The following is a 17,371-nucleotide window of genomic DNA, read 5'->3' on the forward strand; positions in this document are numbered from 1 at the left end:
AGTCTCCACCAGGGGCGGCCGGGCGCGACCAGCGGGCGATCGGGCTAGCCGTGCCGGGGCGGCAGCGGCGGGAGCTCGAGATTCTCCCGGAAGGTGGCGCCCACGTAGTCCTCGCCGACGATGCCGCGCTTGCGCAGTTCCGGCAGCAGTCCGGCGAGCAGGAAATCCCGGGTGCACGGATCTGCGAGTCCGCCGAGGTTCACGACGTCGAGAACGCCCGCGGTATACCGTTCCTCGATCGCGTCGGCCAATTGTTCCGGGGTGCCCGCGGCGGCCCAGTGCCCGGTGTCCTTGGCGGCGATGATCAACTCCCGCAACGTCTTTCCCGATCGCGCGTAGCGACTGAAGATCTCCACCCGACCGCGCCGCCGGTGCACCGAATTCACCTGCGGCAGTAGTTGTTCCGGGATCGGCTTGTCCAGCGGCAGATCGGTGAGATCGACTCCGCCGCCGAGCATGTCGGCCAGTGCGTGCCGTCCCGCATCGAAATCGGTGGCCTCCTCGCGTTCGCGCACCAGGCGCAGCGCCTCGGCCTCGGTGGCTCCGTAGGTGGCGTGTAACGAACCGAAGATCAGCGGCAGCCCGTCGGCGCGGCCCAGTTCCGTTGCGCGCGTGCGGATTCGCTTGGTGAAGGTCAACGCGTCGTCCAGCGTGCCCAACGAGGTGAACACCACTTCCGCATACCGGGCGCCGAGCTCCACCCCGCCCTCGGATTGCCCGGCCTGGAACTGCACCGGCCGGCGTTGCGGCAGGGGCGGGATGTTGAGTGGGCCCAGGACCGTGAAGTGCGGGCCCGCGTGGTCGATCGGACGGACCGATTCCGCGTCCAACCTCGCCCCGCCGTGCCCGTCCGAGGTCAGCGCGCCGGGGCCCCAGCTGTCGAACAGCGCGTTGACCACCTCGATCGACTCCGCCGCGCGCGCGTACCGCTCCTCGGGACCGGGCAGCTCGCCGGGACCGTAGTTCTCCTCGCCGACCGAGGAGGTCACCGCGTTCCACGCCGCGCGGCCGTTGCTCACGTGATCGAGCGTGCCGAACAGGCGCGCCAGGTTGTACGGGTGGTGGAATGTGGTGGTGACGGTCGCGATCAGGCCGACGTGCGCGGTGACCGCACTGAGCGCGGACAGCACGATCAGCGGTTCCTGCGCCCCGATCGCCCCCTGATTGCCGAAGCTGAGCAGATCGGCGGCGAACAGCGCGTCGAACCGGTGTTGCTCCGCGAGCCGGGCGATCTCCAGCAGATCGGTGAGCGTGGATTTCCCCGGATCGATCGCCGCCGCGTAGACCTGCGAAGATCCGCTCACCCCGGTCACGATCTTCAGCGGCCGCCGCCGGTCGGTGCTTGCCATACCGCGACGCTAATCAGGCACGCCGGTATCGCCCACGGGTTACGCTCAACGAGATCCTTTCTCGCACTGCGTCTTCACTGCGCGCACGCCGCCGCGGACGCATCCGCCGGCGCGGAATTCGCCTAGACTGCCGCAGGTGACCGATCTCGCGGATTTCGCCCGGCTGATCGCCGGTGATCATGGGCTCAGTGTGGTGTCGACCGCCCGGGCGGACGGCACGATCCATTCCTCGCTCGTCAACGCGGGCGTGCTGAAACATCCGCTGACCGGCGAGGATGTGGTCGGTATGGTGCTGCGCGGCGGCACCCGCAAGCTGCGGAACCTGCGGGCGCGGCCGCGGATGACGGCCGTCGTGCGGGTCGGCTGGGAGTGGGCAGCGGCCGAGGGGCCGGTGTGGATCGCCGGGCCCGACGACCCGGTCCCGGGCATCGACGCCGAACGCCTGCGCCTGCTGCTGCGCGAGGTGTTCACCGCGGCCGGCGGTACCCACGAGGATTGGGACGAATACGACCGGGTGATGGCCGCCGAACGGCGTGCGGTCGTCCTCATCGTCCCGGACCGCGTGTACGCCAACGGCTGAGCCGCTGCCCGGACGCGGCTGGAGAAGTCAGCTCGGCTCGCCGTGCGGATCGGTGGCTTCCCAGGCGACCGGCAGCACCACGTCCACGGTGTCGCGCTCGGCCAGTAACAGCACCATCTCCATCGTCGCGTCGAATCGATCCGCGAAGTACGGCAGCGGACGCAGCGGCTTGTCCAGTCCGATGAAGAAATCGTCCCAGTGCACCAACACGACTCGTCGCGCGCCGACCGCGCCGACGACCTCGTCCCAGTACCGCCGCACGAAGTCGCGCGATTGCCTGCCCAGGCCCCCGATGCCCAGGTAGACGACCTCGGCGCTGCGCCCGGCCAGCATCCCGGGGCGATGATTCGCGCTGGCGTGCAAGAGAATTCGCCCCGCCGGATGCTCGATGAGCACCGAGTGGGCGGTGCCGGTCTTCCATGCGCGGGTCCGCGCGGGCGGAACCAGCGGGCGCGTCACGACCCCCGGGTACCGATCGCCCGGACTGTGCACCGAATCCAGGAAGGTCAGCGTGAACCGCCCGTAGTCGAGCGTGTCGCCGTCACCCACCACTCGCAGCGAGGTCTCGGCGAGGCCGAGCCCGCGCCCGATGTTCGCGGTGGACTCGGATCCGACCAGCTCCGCACCGGTCTGCAGGCACCACACCGGGGCGTCGAGGGCGTGATCGTAATGCGAGTGCGCGCAGAACACCGCGTGCAGGGTCGCCACGTTCAGCCGCTCGATCGCGGCACGGACCAGCCCGGCGTCCGGCGCGATCCGCCCCAGCCCGACCCGCATCAGCCCCGGACGCGTGACGAATCCGTCGCACAGCACAGTGGTCGTACCGTCCGACAGCAGCAGCGAGCTCGTGCCCAGGAAGTGCGCGGTCAACCCGCCGGGCCGCACACCGGCGCGTTGCTGGTAGGCGCGGTAGGGCGAGAGATCGGGCCGACCCAACGGAGTTCTCACCCCGTCATCCTGCACCCGTGACCGGTCGATCGGGCACAGGGGGCGGCGGCCGGACTCGGGGGAGCGCCTGTCGGCGATCTTCGGCGGTACCCGCCGGTGAATCCGCAGCGACGGCTGGGTGAACTATCGGCCCGCGCCGGTCTGCGCCACCCGGAGGTACCGATCGCTTCTGCCGAGCAGCTGAATTGCGGTACCGGTGAGCATTCGCCGTGTCGGCGAGCCCGGACTTCGCCGGACTGGCCGGTCAGCCGCGCAATCATACGGGAAGTTCCGAAGCTGCTGCGGCGGTGGAAAATTCGCGGTCGATTAGCCGAACAGTACGGGCAGGGCGGTGGGGGAGCGGAAGACCTGGCCGCGGATGTGCGGATCGTTCGCTTCGGGGTCCAGCCGCAGATTCGGCAGTTCGTCCAGCAGTTTCTCCAGGGCCAGCCGCATTTCGGTGCGAGCCAGGTGGATGCCGAGGCAGTTGTGCGGGCCCTGCCCGAAGGACATGTGCGGACGCGGCGCGCGGAAGATGTCGAAGTCGTCCGGGTCGTTCCAGCGGCTCTCGTCGCGGTTGGCCGCGGCCAGCATGAGCATCACCGTCGAACCCTTCGGAATGGGCACATCGTGCAGGACCGTACTCGTGGTCGCCAGACGGGTGATGTTCAGCAGCGGTGTCTCGTACCGGACCGCCTCCTCGACCGCGCGCGGGATCAGCGCCCGATTGTCCCGTAGCGCATGCAGCTGATCCGGACGAGACAGCAAGGTGTACAACATATTTCCGGTCGAACGATAGGTCGTCTCGATCCCGGCGGGCAGCAGCAGCCGCAGGAAGGAGAAGATCTCCTCGTCGCTCAGCCGTTCGCCGTCCAGTTCGGCGCGGGACAGATCGCTGATGAGATCCTCGCGCGGTTCGCGGCGACGTTCGGCCAGGATGTCCGCGAGATACTCCTTGACCTCCCGCGAGGCGGCGATGGCGCGGTCGCGGTTCGAATGGAAGCCGAGAATGGCGATCGACCAGCGCTGGAACTGCCGCAGATCCTCCCGTGGCAGCCCCAGCATCCCGGCGGTCACATGGGTGGGGAACGGAAATGTGAACTCCGTGACCAGATCTGCGTGGCCGCGGTCGGCGAACCTGCCGATCAACTCGTCCGCGACCGGGGCGATGAGCCGTTCCTCCCAGTTCGCCAGGGCCTTCTGCCGGAACGCGGTGGACACCAGCGCACGGTAGCGGCGGTGTTCGGGATCGTCCATTCCCAGAATGATGTGCTTGCCCATGATGTCGCCCATGAGCATGTCGATGATGTGCGCCGAGGAATAGGTCGCACCGTCGCGCAGCACCGTGAGGATGTCGTCGTACCCGTAGACGAAGAACACCGCCGCGTCGTCGGCGTGCGGCATGTTCGAGGTGTCCAGACGCTGTACCGGATGTGCTCGACGGGCAGCGGCCAGTTCCGGATACGGGTCGCGGACATCGCCCGCGACGTCGTCGTCGAATACCTCGAAGGCGGTGTCGTCACCGGCCTCGCGCTCCCGCTCGGCCGAGGTCTCGACCTGGTCTGCGGCGGTCTCGGCGTGTGTGTCCACGAACCCTCCTGGGGAAGACCAAATATTCGTTCCGAAGCGTACGGAGCCTCTCGTGGTGCGTCAATACCCATGAGTACCGGTTTGTGTCGACCGTTGACGACAGCCGTGCGCACTCCGTAATATTTGGAACGAATTTTAGGTTCGCTGCTCGAGCGGCCTGGCAGACGGAGATGTACGTGGCCTATGAAAGCACTGCCGAGCCCGTCAAACTCGGCTATCTGTTCGACTTCCGCCTTCCCGACGGCTATCCGCCGGATATGCGGGACGATCTGACCCGCCCGTTCCATCTGGTGTTCGCCGAGGGCCGGCGGCTCGGCCTGATCGATCGCCCGGTGCAGATCGTCTTCCGCGAAGTGGAAGGGCTGCCCAAGGGCTCGGTGAAGGCGGTGATCGATGCGTACGGAGAGCTGGTGGAGGAGGGGTGTCTGGCCGTATTCGGCCCGCACATCACCGATAACGCCGTTCCGGTGCGCGAGGAGATCGAACGCCGCTTCCGCGTTCCGGCGATCAACGTCTCGGGCGCCGAGGACTGGCTCGGCGAATGGACCTTCGCACTGCCGCAGGGGTCGATGACCGACGAGCCGGTGTTCTGGGCGCAATTATTGGCCAACGGCGGGCATACCGAAGTCGGCGCGCTGGTGGAACGCTCCCTGGTCGGCGAGAGCTACATCCGGAACTTCCGGAAAGCCTGTCGCGAGCAGGGCATTCGCATCGTCGCCGAGGTGGCGATCCCGCAGACGGCGCAGGACATCGGCGACGAGGTACGCGCGTTGCACGAGGCGAAGGCGCAGGCGATCGTGCACTGCGGCTTCGGATTCGGCGTCGCGATGGTGAATCCCGCACTCGCGGCGTTGCATTGGGATCCGCCCCGATTCATGGGAACCGCGTTCCAGAACGCCTGGATCAACGCACTGCTGTGGAACGCCTTCCTCGGCTGGACCGGCGTGGACCAGTACGACGAGGGAAACCTTGTGGGACAACGGTTCCTGGACAGCTACGAGGCCGATTGCGGCCGTCGCCCGCAGTACTGCGTGCCGGTGGTCAACCACGACGTCGCGACCGTACTGCTGCACGCGTTCGCCGATGCGCATCCGCTGTCTCCGCGCGGTGTCGCCGAGGCGCTCGAACGGGTCAAGATGCTGCCCGCCGCCGCCGGCGCCCCGGGCACCCGGCTCTCGTTCGGCAAGTGGACCCGGCGCGGGTGGGTGGGCGCCGGGTATCTGGTTGCGCGGCAACTGGATCCGGATGGCGTGACATCGCATCTGGTCGCACGATTCGGCGAGGAGTAGGCCGTGAGCGCCCCGGAGGAACTCCGGACCGGCACTCGGCCGGATACCGCGCCGGTCGGTGGCTCGCGTCGCCTGATCACCGTGGGGATCACGGCGCTGGCCGTGGTGGTTCTGGCCGCGATCGCCGCCTACGCGAGCCGCGGTGCGGACGATCCGCGCATCGCGAATCCCGCGGTGAGCGGCGCGCCGCGCCCGGTGCCGCCGCTGTTCGGGTGGAATCACTGGATCGCGGTGCACGAGATCGGAACCGTCGTGATGATGGTGGTTCTGGTCGCCGCGGTCGTCGTGGCCTGGCGTCGTTATCCCGCCCATCCGGTCCTGCTGATGACGTTGGTGACCACCGCGATCGTCTGGCAGGACCCGATCATGAACTGGGCGCCCTACGCCGCATACAACCCGCAGCTGTGGCACTGGCCGGTGCACTGGCCGCTGGTGTCGCTCTCGCCCACGGTCGAACCGTTCATCGTGATCGGTTATGCCACTTTCTATCTCGGGCCCTACTTTCCCGCGATCCGGGTGCTGCGCCGGCTGCAGGCCCGCCGTCCGCACGACTCGTTCGTCACGCGGCATCCACTGTGGAGTCTGGCCGGGCTCACCCTGGTGATCGGATTCGTGTTCGACGCCATCCTGGAATGCGTTCTGGTGCGCAGTCAGCTGTACATCTACACGCAGGTGATCCCGTTCGGCTCGCTGTTCGCCGGTAAGCCCTACCAGTTCCCGTTGATCTGGGAATCGGCGCTGGTCACGGTCGTGATGATCCCGGCCGCGGTACTGCTGTACCGCGACGACACCGGCCGCACGGTCGCCGAGCGGCTCTCACACCGGGCGCGGATCTTCCGCAATCATCCCGCGCTGGGGGCATTCACGGTGATGTTCGTCCTGATCAATATCGCCTACTTCTGTTACGGCGGTGGTTTCGCCCTCATCCGGGACAGCCGCGCGGCCACCTCGGTCGCCTGCCCGTGGCCGTTCCCGGAGGCGAAAGTCTATGACCCGCAAGGGTTCTACGAGAAGAACGGCCAGGCCGGGCCGTACTCGGCCGGGATCTGGTCGCGCTGGGAGAGTGCGCAATCGGGCCGCCCGGCGACAGCGATGCCCGTCGACGGCGGGCGGTGCGGGAGCACTTCGTGAGCGAGCCGGAGAGATTGGGTCTGCTGGCGGCCGGGATAGCTCGTCGCGCAGTGCGAGTGGCCGCGGCGGGCGCGGACGAGGCGCCGTGGACCGATGGGCGGGTGGTTTTCGTCGATCCCGCGGCGCCGGTGCACGATCAGGTCGTCACGCTCACGGTGCAGGCCTCGATGATCGCCGCGGGCAGTTACGAATCCGATGTCGTGCGACGGCTCGCGCGCCGGCCCGCCGCCGTGCTCGAGCGGTACCTGATGGTGGAGGGGCATCGCGCCCTGGCCGCCAACGCCGAGATCCTGCCCGATTCGGTCGCCGCGCTGATCGACCCGGATATCGCCGAACTGTCCGATTGCGCCGGGGCGTCATTGGCCCTCGCGACGAGCAGGGCCGCGCCGGCCGCCCCGCCCCCGGAGTTCGGTGCGATCCATCCGAAGCGTCTGCTGACCGAGCGGGAGAAGTTCGCCGAGCGCGGTTCGCAAGACACCCGCGTGCCCGGACCCGCCGACTCCGATGACGATTCGCCGGCCGACGACGATTCCGCCGGCCAGCTCCCCGCCCTGTTCGACAATGTCGTCGGCGGACAGGGACCGCTGGCCCGATTGTTCCAGCGCATGCTGAGCCTCGGCCGGGAGTCCGAGGGCGGCATCACCGGCGCCGGGGTGCCGAGATCGGCGCGGGCACTGGTGAAACCGGGCCGTAGCTACACGGGCGGTACCGGGACGCCGGCGGTGGCGGAGGCCGCCACCGAACCGCGGCGCGACGGACCGCGCTATCCGGAGTGGGACGTGCACCACCGCCGCTATCGCCGGAACTGGTGCACGATCGCCGAATCCGATCCTCGCGCAGGGGCTCACGCGATCCCGGTCACACCGGTGGACAATTCGCTGCTGCGCGCGCTGGCCCGGTTGCGCTCGAGTCTCGAACACCGGCATCGCCGGATGCAGGGCGACGACATCGATCTGGACGCGGTGGTGGACGAGCGCGTTCGATTACTCTCCGGCGCTTCGCCGGACGGTGCGGTGTACACCGAAAGCCTGAGGTGCACACCGGATCTGGCGGTGGTCGTCCTTCTGGACATCTCCGGTTCGGCCGCCCTGCCCAGCGCCCGCGGCGGCACGGTGCACGATCAGCAGCGCACCGCCGCACTCATGCTGACCTCGGCGCTGCACACACTGGGCAATCGAGTGGCGCTCTACGCGTTCTACTCCCAGGGCCGCGCCGCGGTCCGGATGCTGCGGGTCAAGCGATTCGGCGATCCGCTGGACGCCGCGGCGCTGCGCAGGCTCGCCGCGCTCGAGCCCGCGGCGTACACGCGGATGGGTGCGGCCGTTCGGCACGGCACGACGATCGCGAGTGAATACCGTTGCGCCGCGCGAACTCTGCTCGTCGTGCTGTCCGACGGGTTCGCCTACGACCACGGTTACGAAGGTTCCTACGCCGAGGCCGATGCCCGGCGCGCGCTGTCCGAGGCACGTCGCCAGGGCATCGGCTGCGTCTGCCTGAGCGTCGGGGCGGAGACCGAGATCACCGCGCTGCGAGGGGTTTTCGGCACTGCCGCCTATGCCGCCGTGGCGTCACCGCGGGAGATGCCCGGGGTGGCCGCGCCGTTGTTCCGGGATGCCCTGCGCTCCGCGGACCTGCGCCGCCGGACGGCGCGGGCGCGAGCCTCCTGAAGGACCGATAGTCCGGTCGTGCGAGCGCATCGGCGGAGATCACCCGAGAAAGGCGAGGTCGATATGGAAAATTCCGTTCGCCCCTACTACGTCCCGGTCGGCAACGAGGAGCGGGTGTTCCTCGCGGCGTTCCGCCAGGGATTGCCGATCATGCTCAAGGGGCCGACCGGCTGCGGCAAGACCAGGTTCGTGGAGGCGATGGCGCATCACGCGGGGCGGCCGCTGATCACCGTGGCCTGCCACGACGACCTGACCACCGCGGACCTGGTCGGCCGATACCTGTTGCAGGGCGGCGAGACTCGCTGGGTGGACGGTCCGCTGACCCGTGCCGTGCGCGAGGGCGCGATCTGCTACCTCGACGAGGTGGTCGAGGCGCGCCAGGACACCACCGTGGTGCTGCATCCGCTGGCCGACCACCGTCGTCAACTGCCCATCGACCGGCTCGGGACGACCCTGGACGCCGCCGCGGGCTTCTGCCTGGTGGTCTCCTACAACCCCGGGTATCAGAGTGTGCTGAAGGATCTCAAGGACTCCACCCGTCAGCGCATGGTCGCCATCGAATTGGGTTACCCCCCAGCGGAAATCGAGGAGAAGATCATCGCCGTGGAGTCCGGCGCGGACCCGCGCCTGGTGACCCAGTTGGTGCGGATCGGCCGTGCGGTCCGGCAGGCCGATGCGCCCGGTCTGCGCGAGGTGGCCTCGACCCGGGTCCTGATCAGCGCGGCCCGGCTGATCGCCGAGGGACTCGCGCCCCGGGAGGCCGCACTCGCCGCCGTGGCCGGACCGCTCACCGACGACCCGCTCGCCGCCGCCGATCTGGCCGCGGTGATCGATGCCTACGTACCGAACTGACCGGGGCGCGACGACGCCCGCATCTGGTAGAGAAAGCAGAGACTCATGTCCGACACGGCGGCAATCGATTTCGAATCCCGCATGCTCATCGACGGTCGCCTCACCGACGGCGGGGCCGGTCGTTTCCCCGTCGTCGACCCGGCAACCGAGCACGTGCTGGGCGAGGTGGCGGACGCGTCGGCGGCCGATATGCGCCGTGCGATAGCGGCCGCGCGGCGGGCGTTCGACAGGACCGACTGGGCGACCGACCGCGCGCTGCGCCGTCGCTGCCTCGAGCAACTCCAGGAAGCGCTGGAGAATGATCGAGAAGCGTTGCGGGAGGAGCTGATCGCCGAAGCGGGCTGCCCCCGGTCGATCACCTTCGGGCCGCAGCTGGACGCTCCGCTGGCCGACGCGGTGAAGGTTCCCGCCGCGCTGATCGACGAGTATCCGTGGGAAACAGATCTCGGCGATATGTTCGTGGCGGTGACCGGACGCCGGACCAAGCGTTTGGTGTGGCGTGAGCCGGTCGGCGTCGTCGGTGCGATCGTGCCGTGGAACTTCCCGTTCGAGGTGAGCATTCACAAGCTCGCGCAGGCGCTGGCCGCCGGAAACACGGTGGTCCTCAAGCCCGCGCCCGATACGCCGTTCAACGCGACCCGAATCGGGCGTCTGATCGCCGAAAACACCGATTTCCCAGCGGGAGTGGTCAATATCGTCACCGCCTCGGATCACCTCGTGGGGGAGGAGCTCACGCTCTCGCCGGACGTCGACCTGATCTCGTTCACCGGATCCACGGCGGTCGGTCAGCGCATCATGGAAAAGGGTGCGGCGACCATGAAACGCCTGTTCCTGGAGTTGGGCGGCAAATCGGCGAGCATCGTGCTCGACGATGCCAACTTCGGCGAGGCGCTCCTGCTGGGGATCGCGCCGTGCCTGCACGCCGGTCAGGGCTGTGCCAATCCGACCCGGCTGTTGCTGCCGCGCACCCGGTACGCGGAGGGGGTGGAGTTCCTGGAGGCGATGTACCGGGGCATCGAACCGGGCGATCCGCAGGATCCGGCGACGCTGTGCGGTCCGGTCATCTCCGCGCGGCAGCGTGACCGGATTCGCGGATACATCGATGCGGGCGTCGCGGAGGGTGCCCGGCTCGTGGTCGGCGGCAATGCCGCACCGAACCCGTCCGACCGTGGGTTCTGGGTCAGGCCAACGCTTTTCGCCGACGTGGACAACGGTATGACGATCGCCCAGGAGGAGATCTTCGGCCCGGTGCTCGCGGTGATCGCGTTCGACGACGATGACGACGCGGTCCGGATCGCCAACGACAGCCGCTACGGGCTGGCGGGCAACGTCATGTCCGCGTCCTTCGAACGTTCCATGGCGGTGGCCCGCCGGGTGCGCGCCGGATTCATCGGCGTGAACGGCGGCGCGGCGTACGGCGCCGACGTGCCGTTCGGCGGGTACAAGTTCAGCGGCGTCGGCCGCCAGAACGGCGTGGCCGGATTCGACCAGTACACCGAGATCAAGTCGATCGGCTATCCCGTCGACTGAGCGGGGAGATCGCTACCGCAGCGGATTCACGCCGAGACGCGCGCAGATCTCGTAGACCGCCTCGAAGGCTCACCACGCTACATCGGAGCGAATATTTGGTCACCGCTTCGGCGGTTCGCGCCGGACGGTGTGTGCTGCCCGATTGCCCGCTCGAGTCTTCGCAGGTATGCCCCGCCGTCTGCGGAAATGCAATTCTCAATTACTGCGAATGGCGTTGTACTTCGGGTCGTGATCCGTTATCGTTGCCGGACGTGGCCGAAGGGCGGCCGCGGGACGGTGCCACCCAGTGCCACCGCCGGGCGTCGGTGCTACGCCGCGTCCCACGGCAAGGCGAAAGCCTTTCTACAGCAAGCGATGTCAATGTCGACCAAAGCTGTATCCGCCGGTAGCGCGGCCGAGCGAGCGGTATCGGGCGCCTTCCGCGAACTGATCGACTGTATGCGCGGCGGTCACGGCATATCCGGCGCGATCCGGCGGCTCGAGGCCGCTGCCACCGGCTGGGCGGCCACCGGGGTCACCTTGCGCGCGTTCAACGCCGAGCTGCAGGACTGCCTGACCGAGGCCGTCCGCACGGTCGTGCGGTCGGCCGCACTCACCGGCGACGTCGAATCCGTGGTGGAGATCGTCATCTCCGCCATCGCGCTGGTCGCGGATATCCATCACCGGATCTGGTGCGACGGCCGGCTCGGGGAGATTCAATCGCTCGCGGGGGCGTTGCTGTCCGGTGAGAGTCCGCTGCGGCTGTCCCAGGAGAGCGGGATCGCCGTCGCCACATCCTATTGGGTGGTGGCCCTGTCGGTGCCGCCCGGTGCGGCGCCGGCCGCCGAGCCGGTGCTGCGGCGGATCCGGGTCGAGCTGACCGAGCGCTACGGTGACCGGGTGCTGCCCAGGCTGTCCGCGGCCGGTGGCACGGTCCTCGTTCCGGCCGTCGACGCCGAGGAGCCGCCGGCATCGCTGGTCTCCGAATTGTCCGTGGCGGCACAGGTTCCGGTCACCGCCGCCGGGGTGTGGGCCGCGCGGGCCGATATCCCCGGCGCGGCGCGGCAGGCGCACGAACTGCTCGAACTCGCACTGGCCTTCGGGCGCAGCGGCCGCTGGCACACCTTCGCGGACCTGGCCCTGGAATATCAGCTCACCCGGCCCGGCAGCAGCCGCGAACGCCTTGCCGCACTGCTGGATCCGCTGGAGGGCCACCCGCATCTCGAGGAGACGCTACGCCTGCACCTGCGCGGCGATCTCTCTCGCCGCCGCATCTCCCAGATGCTGACCATCCACACCAACACCCTCGACTATCGCCTCAAGCGCATCGGCCGGCTCACCGGCGTGGACCCGTTCAGCCCGGATGGGCAGTGGCACTTGCGATCCGCACTCGTCGCGCGCACAGCGTTGTCGAATCCGATTGCCGCACCGAAGCTCTCGGAATCGGCCGGTGATCACTCCGGGCGCGCGACGACACCGCGAAGCGTGGTGTCGCGCAGGTGAATCAGCGAGGCGCGGGTGCCGATCTCGCCCAGGATGTTCTCCGGAATCCAGGCCACGCCGATCATGCAGCGCGCCAGCATCTCGTCCGAGGGGCTCTGGATCGCGATCTCCCCCGAGCGAATCCCCTTGGCCAGCAAGGCTTTCATCTGCCGCACGCGCTTGCCGAAGAGCCAGCCCGGGTTCGGCGTGTCCGGCGGTGACTGCCGCATCCAGGCGAGCTGAATGCGGAACTCGTCGCCGAATCGGTCGAGCATATTGGTGTTGATCCAGCTCAGCGCGTCCAGCTTCTCGATGGCCGAGGAGTCCGAACGCAGCACGTCGGTCCAGCCGACCGCGACCTTCTCACCGAACGATCGCATGATCGAGGCGAGCAGTTCCTCCTTCGAACCGATCACCCGGTACACCGATCCGGTGCCCAGCCCGGCCGCGGCGGCGATATCGCGGATGGTCGTACTCTCGTAGCCGCGACGGCCGAATTCGGCCCGCGCGACCGCGCGGATGTGCGCGGCCTTGGAGTCGTCCGCCTGATCGCCGGGCCAGGTCCGCACGACCGCGTCGGCGGCCAGGAATGCGGGGGAGGCATCGAGTTCGGCGTCGGTGTGGCTCGCGGCGGCGATCCCTTCCAGCAGAATCCGGCAGAACAGCCGCGCCACCTGATCCGCCGGTGCGTTGTGCCGGATGATGTCCAGTCCGACGTGCAGCATGGTCTGGGTGATCCGGTCGGCCAGCAGGTGCAGATCGATGTCGGGCCGCAGATACCCGGCCCACCGCGCGGCGCGCAGGGTCTGGAACATGGCCTCCAGGATCGCGGTCGGGCGCTGCCTGGTCAGCTCGATCAGGGTGGGGTTCGAACTGGGGCCCTCGTAGAACGACATCTGCAGGGCCGCACGGTGATCCACCGCGCAGGCGGCGATCTGCGCGCCGAGGTCGGCGATGCGATCGAACGGCGTGCGCGAGTCGGGGCGGTCCAAGGTGTCCAGGGTGCGCTGGGCGACCTGGTCCAACGCGGCGTGATAACGCTGCAGCAGCCCGACGAGAATCGCTTCCTTGGATTCGAAGTGGTGGTAGAGGCTGCCGGGCAGGATGCCGCAGGCGTCGGCGATCTCCTGCAACGACGTGCGCAAACCCGAGGACGCGATGAGCGACGCGGCGGTCTGGAGGATTTCGGTGCGGCGGGCGCTGTCGTCCTCGACACGGCTCACCTGACCACGCGCCACAACACCTCCACAGCATCTCGGCCCTGGTCATCGGACGGGGGCGAGCCCGGCGGTCGATAATACCAACTCTTTGATCCACGGTATCATCAGGCGTGGTCCCGTACCGGCCGGGGATTTCGGCGGCGGTACGGGTTTCGTGCCGGGGCGACAATTCCGGCCGTGCGGCCGTATCCGTTCAGGACGAGGTCGGCAGCTGCCGGGCCAGATCCATGACGGTCACCGTATCGGTGCCGGTCTTCTTGAGCCGCTCGGAGGAGCGGTAGCCCAGATCCACGTCCGTCGCCTGCGCCCGCAGCGCACCGACGGTCAGCTCGGCCTTGGGCAGCTGCCCGAACATGTCGAAGGAGTAGAGCCGCAACGCATTCCGGTGGGTGATCTTGTCGATCTCGTCGTCCGGGACACCGTCGAGGTGGATCGCCAGGGTCTCCGGGGCAACCGGCCAGGTGGAATCGGAGTGCGGATAATCGCATTCCCAGTTGAGCATGTCGAGATTGAGTCTGTCGCGGGCCTGGATTCCGAATCCGTCATCGATGAAACACAGCGCGATGCGATCCAGGAACACCTCGCTGGGAAGTTCGTCACCGAAATTCTGGTGGGTCCAGGCGCGATGCATCTTGTACACCCGGTCGATGCGCTCGAGGAAATACGGCACCCAGCCGATACCGCCCTCGGACAGCGCGAAGGTGAGATCCGGGAATTTCCGCAGCATCGGCGACCAGATCAGATCGGCCGCGGCCTGCACGATACTCATCGGCTGCAGAGTGACCATGACGTCCACGGGTGCGTCGATCGAGGTGATGACCACGCTCGACGACGATCCGATATGGAGGTTCACCACCGTGTTCGTATCGCTGCACGCTTTCCAGAACGGATCCCAGTGCGGATCGTGCAGGGACGGGTAATTCAGCTTGGTCGGATTCTCCGAGAACGTGACCGCGTGGCAGCCCTTCGCGGCCACGCGCCGGACCTCGGCGGCCATCAGTTCCGGATCCCAGATCGGCGGCAGTGCCTGCGGGATCATCCGGCCCGGATACGCGCCGCACCACTCGTCGATATGCCAGTCGTTGTAGGCGCGCAGGACGGCCAGCCCGAGGTCCTTGTCCTTGGCCCGCGCGAAGTACTGGCCGCAGAATTGCGGATAGGACGGGAAATTCAGCGCGGCGGCGACCCCGTTGGCGTTCATATCGCGAATGCGCTCGTGAATGTCGTAGCAGCCCTCGCGGATCTCGGCGAGTTTGGTCGGCTCGGCGCCGTATTCGTCCGGCGGTCGGCCCGCCACCGCGTTCAGGCCGACGTTGGTCGCCTCCTGGCCCTCGAACACCCAGGCGTCGGTGCCGTCCGCGCGCTGGACGAGTTTGGGCACGTCGGCGGCGTATCTGGCCGGGATATGGCCGTCGAACATATCGGGTGGTTCGACGAGGTGATCATCGACCGAGACGAGCACGAGGTCGTTCATGTCCATGCTGCACTCCTGTTCGGGCTCTGCGGGTGGTCCCGTGGCGCGAAATCCGAACACGACCCGTTCGCGGACCGCCGCTGATCTGGACTGTAGTCCGGAACAGATATTTGGTCAACAGGCTATTGTGCTGTGCCGGAAGTGAATAGAATCCGGACATCAGCAGATCCGGGCTAGGAGTGAGCACATGGCCGAGTCGCGCACCGTCGTCGTCACCGGAGCCTCGCGGGGGCTCGGGCTCGCGTCGGCTGTCCACCTGTACCACCGGGGCTGGCGAGTGATCGCGGCCATGCGCTCGGTCGACGCGGGGTTGCATAGCCTGCGGGAGCGGACCGGCGCGGCGCCGGGGGACGCCCGGCTGATCGGGGTCGCCCTGGATCTGACCCGACCGGCCTCGATCGAGCGGGCCGGGAAGGAGATCCTCGCGGTGGGGGCCCCGGACGCACTGGTGCACAATGCCGGCATCTCGGCGGCCGGAATGGTCGAGGAGACGCCGATCGCGTTGTGGGAGAAGATGTTCGCGACCAACCTGTTCGGCCCGGTGGCGCTCACCACGGCGCTGCTGCCTGCCATGCGCGCGGCCGGGCGCGGGCGCATCGTGCTCGTCTCCAGCGTGGCCGGCGTGCGCGGAATGCCTACTACCGCAACGTATTCCGCGGTCAAAGGTGCGCTCGAGCGGTGGGGTGAGGCGATGGCGGGTGAGGTGTCGCCGTTCGGCATCGGCGTCACGGTCCTCATCACGGGCACGTATGCGACCGACATCATCACCGACGCGGGCACCACCGACACTCGCGACCTCGACGGACCCTACGCCCGCCTGCATCGCACGATCGATCGCCGCGGCCGCCTGCTCATGGCGCGCGCCGCCCGGCCGCCGGAACGTTTCGTCGGCGGCCTGGCCGCCGCGCTGGCGGACACCCGCGCGTACGTCCGCCGCCCGGCGGGTCCGGATGCCCGAATGCTGTTGCTGGCCAACGCGCTCGCCCCGGGCGGGGTGATGCACCAGATGACGCGGTTGCTACTGGGGATTCCGCGCTTCGGAAGCCTGCGGCCCGGATCGGGCAGGCTGTAACCAAATATTTGATTCCAGTTGGCGGGTCTGGGATCCGGCTCGGAGCGGGGTTCGGATCAGGCTGAATACAACGGGCGGGCGGGGCCGGTCGATCGCCCTACCATGAGCCGGCGTGCCGACGAACCGCACTCGTCGTCGGCACGGCGTATCGAGAGGAACTGTTGTGAAGCCGAACCGTTTTCGGAACTCCCGTCTCCGGGCCGTGGCCGTACTGGCCGCGGTCGCCGCCCTGGGGCTGCCGCTGACCGCCTGCGGGAAGGGAGATTCGGTGCATTCGGAAAACGGTGTCACCACATTGCGATACCTGGGCTGGACCGATCAGGTGACCCTGCCCGAACTGGCCGAGAGCCTGGGTTTCTTCGACGGCAAGGTCAAACTCCAGTGGTCGGGCAATACGATCAGCGGGCCGCAGGAAATCCAGACCGCGGCCACCGGGCAGGTCGATTTCGGCGGTGCGTTCGCCGGCGCCGTCGCCAAGCTGATCAGCGCCGGTGCGCCGATCACCGCGGTGATCAACTACTACGGGTCGGACGAGAAGTCGTTCCAGGGCTACTACGTGCCCGACAACAGCCCGATCCACACCGCCGCCGACCTGGTCGGGAAGAAGATCGGCGTGAACACGCTGGGGGGTCAGAACGAGGCCGACATCCACGACGCGCTCGCCAAGGCCGGGCTGAGCCAGGATCAGATCAAGTCCGTTCAGTTGATCGCGTTGCCGCCACCGAATATCGAGGATGCGGTCCGCAAGGGCCAGGTCGACGCCGCGTCGCTGAGCGGGCAGTTCCAGCAGCGCGCGCTCGCCGTGGGCGGCCTGCGGCCGGTCTTCACCGAACTCGACGAATACGGTGGCCCGATCAACGGCGGGCCGTACGTCTTCCGCAACGACGTGATCGCGAAGAACGCCGACGCGGTGCGCACCTTCACCACGGGCGTGGCCAAGGCGATCGAATGGGAGCGCGACACCCCGCGCGAACAGGTGGTCGCGAGGATGACCCAGATCATCGAGGGCCGGCACCGCGCGGGCGAGAACACCTCGACCCTGAAGTACTGGCTCTCGGTCGGCGTCCCCGCGAAATACGGTGTCATCTCCGACCAGGACTTCACCCGCTGGGAGAGCTGGCTCCGCGACACCGGCGCCGTCCACGGCCAACTCGACGTCAGCAAGTTCTACACCAACAAGTTCAACACGCTGGCCCAGCATTCGTGAGGTTTTCCGGGTCGGTGCGCAC

The 17,371-nt window shown here is 68.1% G+C and carries 14 protein-coding genes; 9 read left to right on the forward strand and 5 right to left on the reverse strand.

Annotated features, from left to right (window positions below):
• Positions 1-44: 44 nt before the first annotated feature.
• Positions 45-1,349, reverse strand: coding sequence for an NtaA/DmoA family FMN-dependent monooxygenase (locus AC5WS7_RS33300; protein ID WP_495958585.1), 1,305 nt, complete (start codon positions 1,347-1,349; stop codon positions 45-47).
• Between the two features lie 136 nt (positions 1,350-1,485).
• Between AC5WS7_RS33300 and AC5WS7_RS33305 the strand changes: the two genes are divergently transcribed.
• Positions 1,486-1,929 (forward strand): pyridoxamine 5'-phosphate oxidase family protein, encoded by a 444-nt coding sequence (locus AC5WS7_RS33305; protein WP_495958586.1) that lies wholly within the window; start codon positions 1,486-1,488, stop codon positions 1,927-1,929.
• 27 nt (positions 1,930-1,956) lie between these two features.
• Here the strand turns inward: AC5WS7_RS33305 and AC5WS7_RS33310 are convergent, their stop codons facing one another.
• Together AC5WS7_RS33310 and AC5WS7_RS33315 are read right to left on the reverse strand one after the other, a co-directional pair.
• Positions 1,957-2,877, reverse strand: a complete 921-nt coding sequence (locus AC5WS7_RS33310; protein ID WP_495958587.1) for an MBL fold metallo-hydrolase — start codon at positions 2,875-2,877, stop codon at positions 1,957-1,959.
• A gap of 306 nt (positions 2,878-3,183) precedes the next feature.
• Positions 3,184-4,446 carry a cytochrome P450 gene (locus AC5WS7_RS33315; protein ID WP_495958588.1) on the reverse strand — a complete coding sequence of 421 codons (1,263 nt, stop codon included), beginning with the start codon at positions 4,444-4,446 and terminating at the stop codon, positions 3,184-3,186.
• 176 nt (positions 4,447-4,622) lie between these two features.
• Between AC5WS7_RS33315 and AC5WS7_RS33320 the strand changes: the two genes are divergently transcribed.
• From AC5WS7_RS33320 to AC5WS7_RS33345, 6 genes are all read left to right on the forward strand, one after another.
• Entirely contained in the window at positions 4,623-5,735 is a 1,113-nt protein-coding gene (locus AC5WS7_RS33320) for an ABC transporter substrate-binding protein (RefSeq protein WP_495958589.1), read from the forward strand.
• A gap of 3 nt (positions 5,736-5,738) precedes the next feature.
• On the forward strand, positions 5,739-6,866 hold the full coding sequence (locus AC5WS7_RS33325) for a spirocyclase AveC family protein (RefSeq protein ID WP_495958590.1): 1,128 nt from the start codon (positions 5,739-5,741) through the stop codon (positions 6,864-6,866).
• Complete coding sequence (locus AC5WS7_RS33330; RefSeq protein ID WP_495958591.1) at positions 6,863-8,533, forward strand: nitric oxide reductase activation protein NorD; 1,671 nt, start codon at positions 6,863-6,865, stop codon at positions 8,531-8,533. Before AC5WS7_RS33325 ends, AC5WS7_RS33330 begins: the two co-directional genes overlap by 4 nt.
• Before the next feature lie 63 nt (positions 8,534-8,596).
• Positions 8,597-9,385 (forward strand): CbbQ/NirQ/NorQ/GpvN family protein, encoded by a 789-nt coding sequence (locus AC5WS7_RS33335; RefSeq protein WP_495958592.1) that lies wholly within the window; start codon positions 8,597-8,599, stop codon positions 9,383-9,385.
• Positions 9,386-9,430: 45 nt separating this feature from the next.
• Complete coding sequence (locus tag AC5WS7_RS33340) at positions 9,431-10,915, forward strand: aldehyde dehydrogenase family protein (protein WP_495958593.1); 1,485 nt, start codon at positions 9,431-9,433, stop codon at positions 10,913-10,915.
• A 360-nt stretch (positions 10,916-11,275) separates the two neighbouring features.
• The gene (locus tag AC5WS7_RS33345; protein WP_495958594.1) at positions 11,276-12,397 is read left to right on the forward strand and encodes a PucR family transcriptional regulator; all 1,122 of its coding nucleotides are present in this window, start codon (positions 11,276-11,278) and stop codon (positions 12,395-12,397) included.
• Here AC5WS7_RS33345 and AC5WS7_RS33350 read toward each other — a convergent pair.
• Positions 12,349-13,614 (reverse strand): TetR/AcrR family transcriptional regulator, encoded by a 1,266-nt coding sequence (locus AC5WS7_RS33350; RefSeq protein ID WP_495958595.1) that lies wholly within the window; start codon positions 13,612-13,614, stop codon positions 12,349-12,351. The two genes, AC5WS7_RS33345 and AC5WS7_RS33350, sit on opposite strands and share 49 nt — an antisense overlap.
• 175 nt (positions 13,615-13,789) lie before the next feature.
• Complete coding sequence (locus AC5WS7_RS33355) at positions 13,790-15,076, reverse strand: amidohydrolase family protein (RefSeq protein WP_495958596.1); 1,287 nt, start codon at positions 15,074-15,076, stop codon at positions 13,790-13,792.
• A gap of 181 nt (positions 15,077-15,257) precedes the next feature.
• On the opposite strand from AC5WS7_RS33355, the gene AC5WS7_RS33360 reads away from it, so the two are divergent.
• Together AC5WS7_RS33360 and AC5WS7_RS33365 are read left to right on the forward strand one after the other, a co-directional pair.
• Positions 15,258-16,142, forward strand: a complete 885-nt coding sequence (locus tag AC5WS7_RS33360; protein ID WP_495958597.1) for an SDR family oxidoreductase — start codon at positions 15,258-15,260, stop codon at positions 16,140-16,142.
• A 202-nt stretch (positions 16,143-16,344) separates the two neighbouring features.
• The gene (locus AC5WS7_RS33365; protein WP_495958598.1) at positions 16,345-17,349 is read left to right on the forward strand and encodes an ABC transporter substrate-binding protein; all 1,005 of its coding nucleotides are present in this window, start codon (positions 16,345-16,347) and stop codon (positions 17,347-17,349) included.
• Positions 17,350-17,371: the final 22 nt, after the last annotated feature.

It is taken from the genome of Nocardia sp. PLKS1-43, assembly GCF_059510335.1.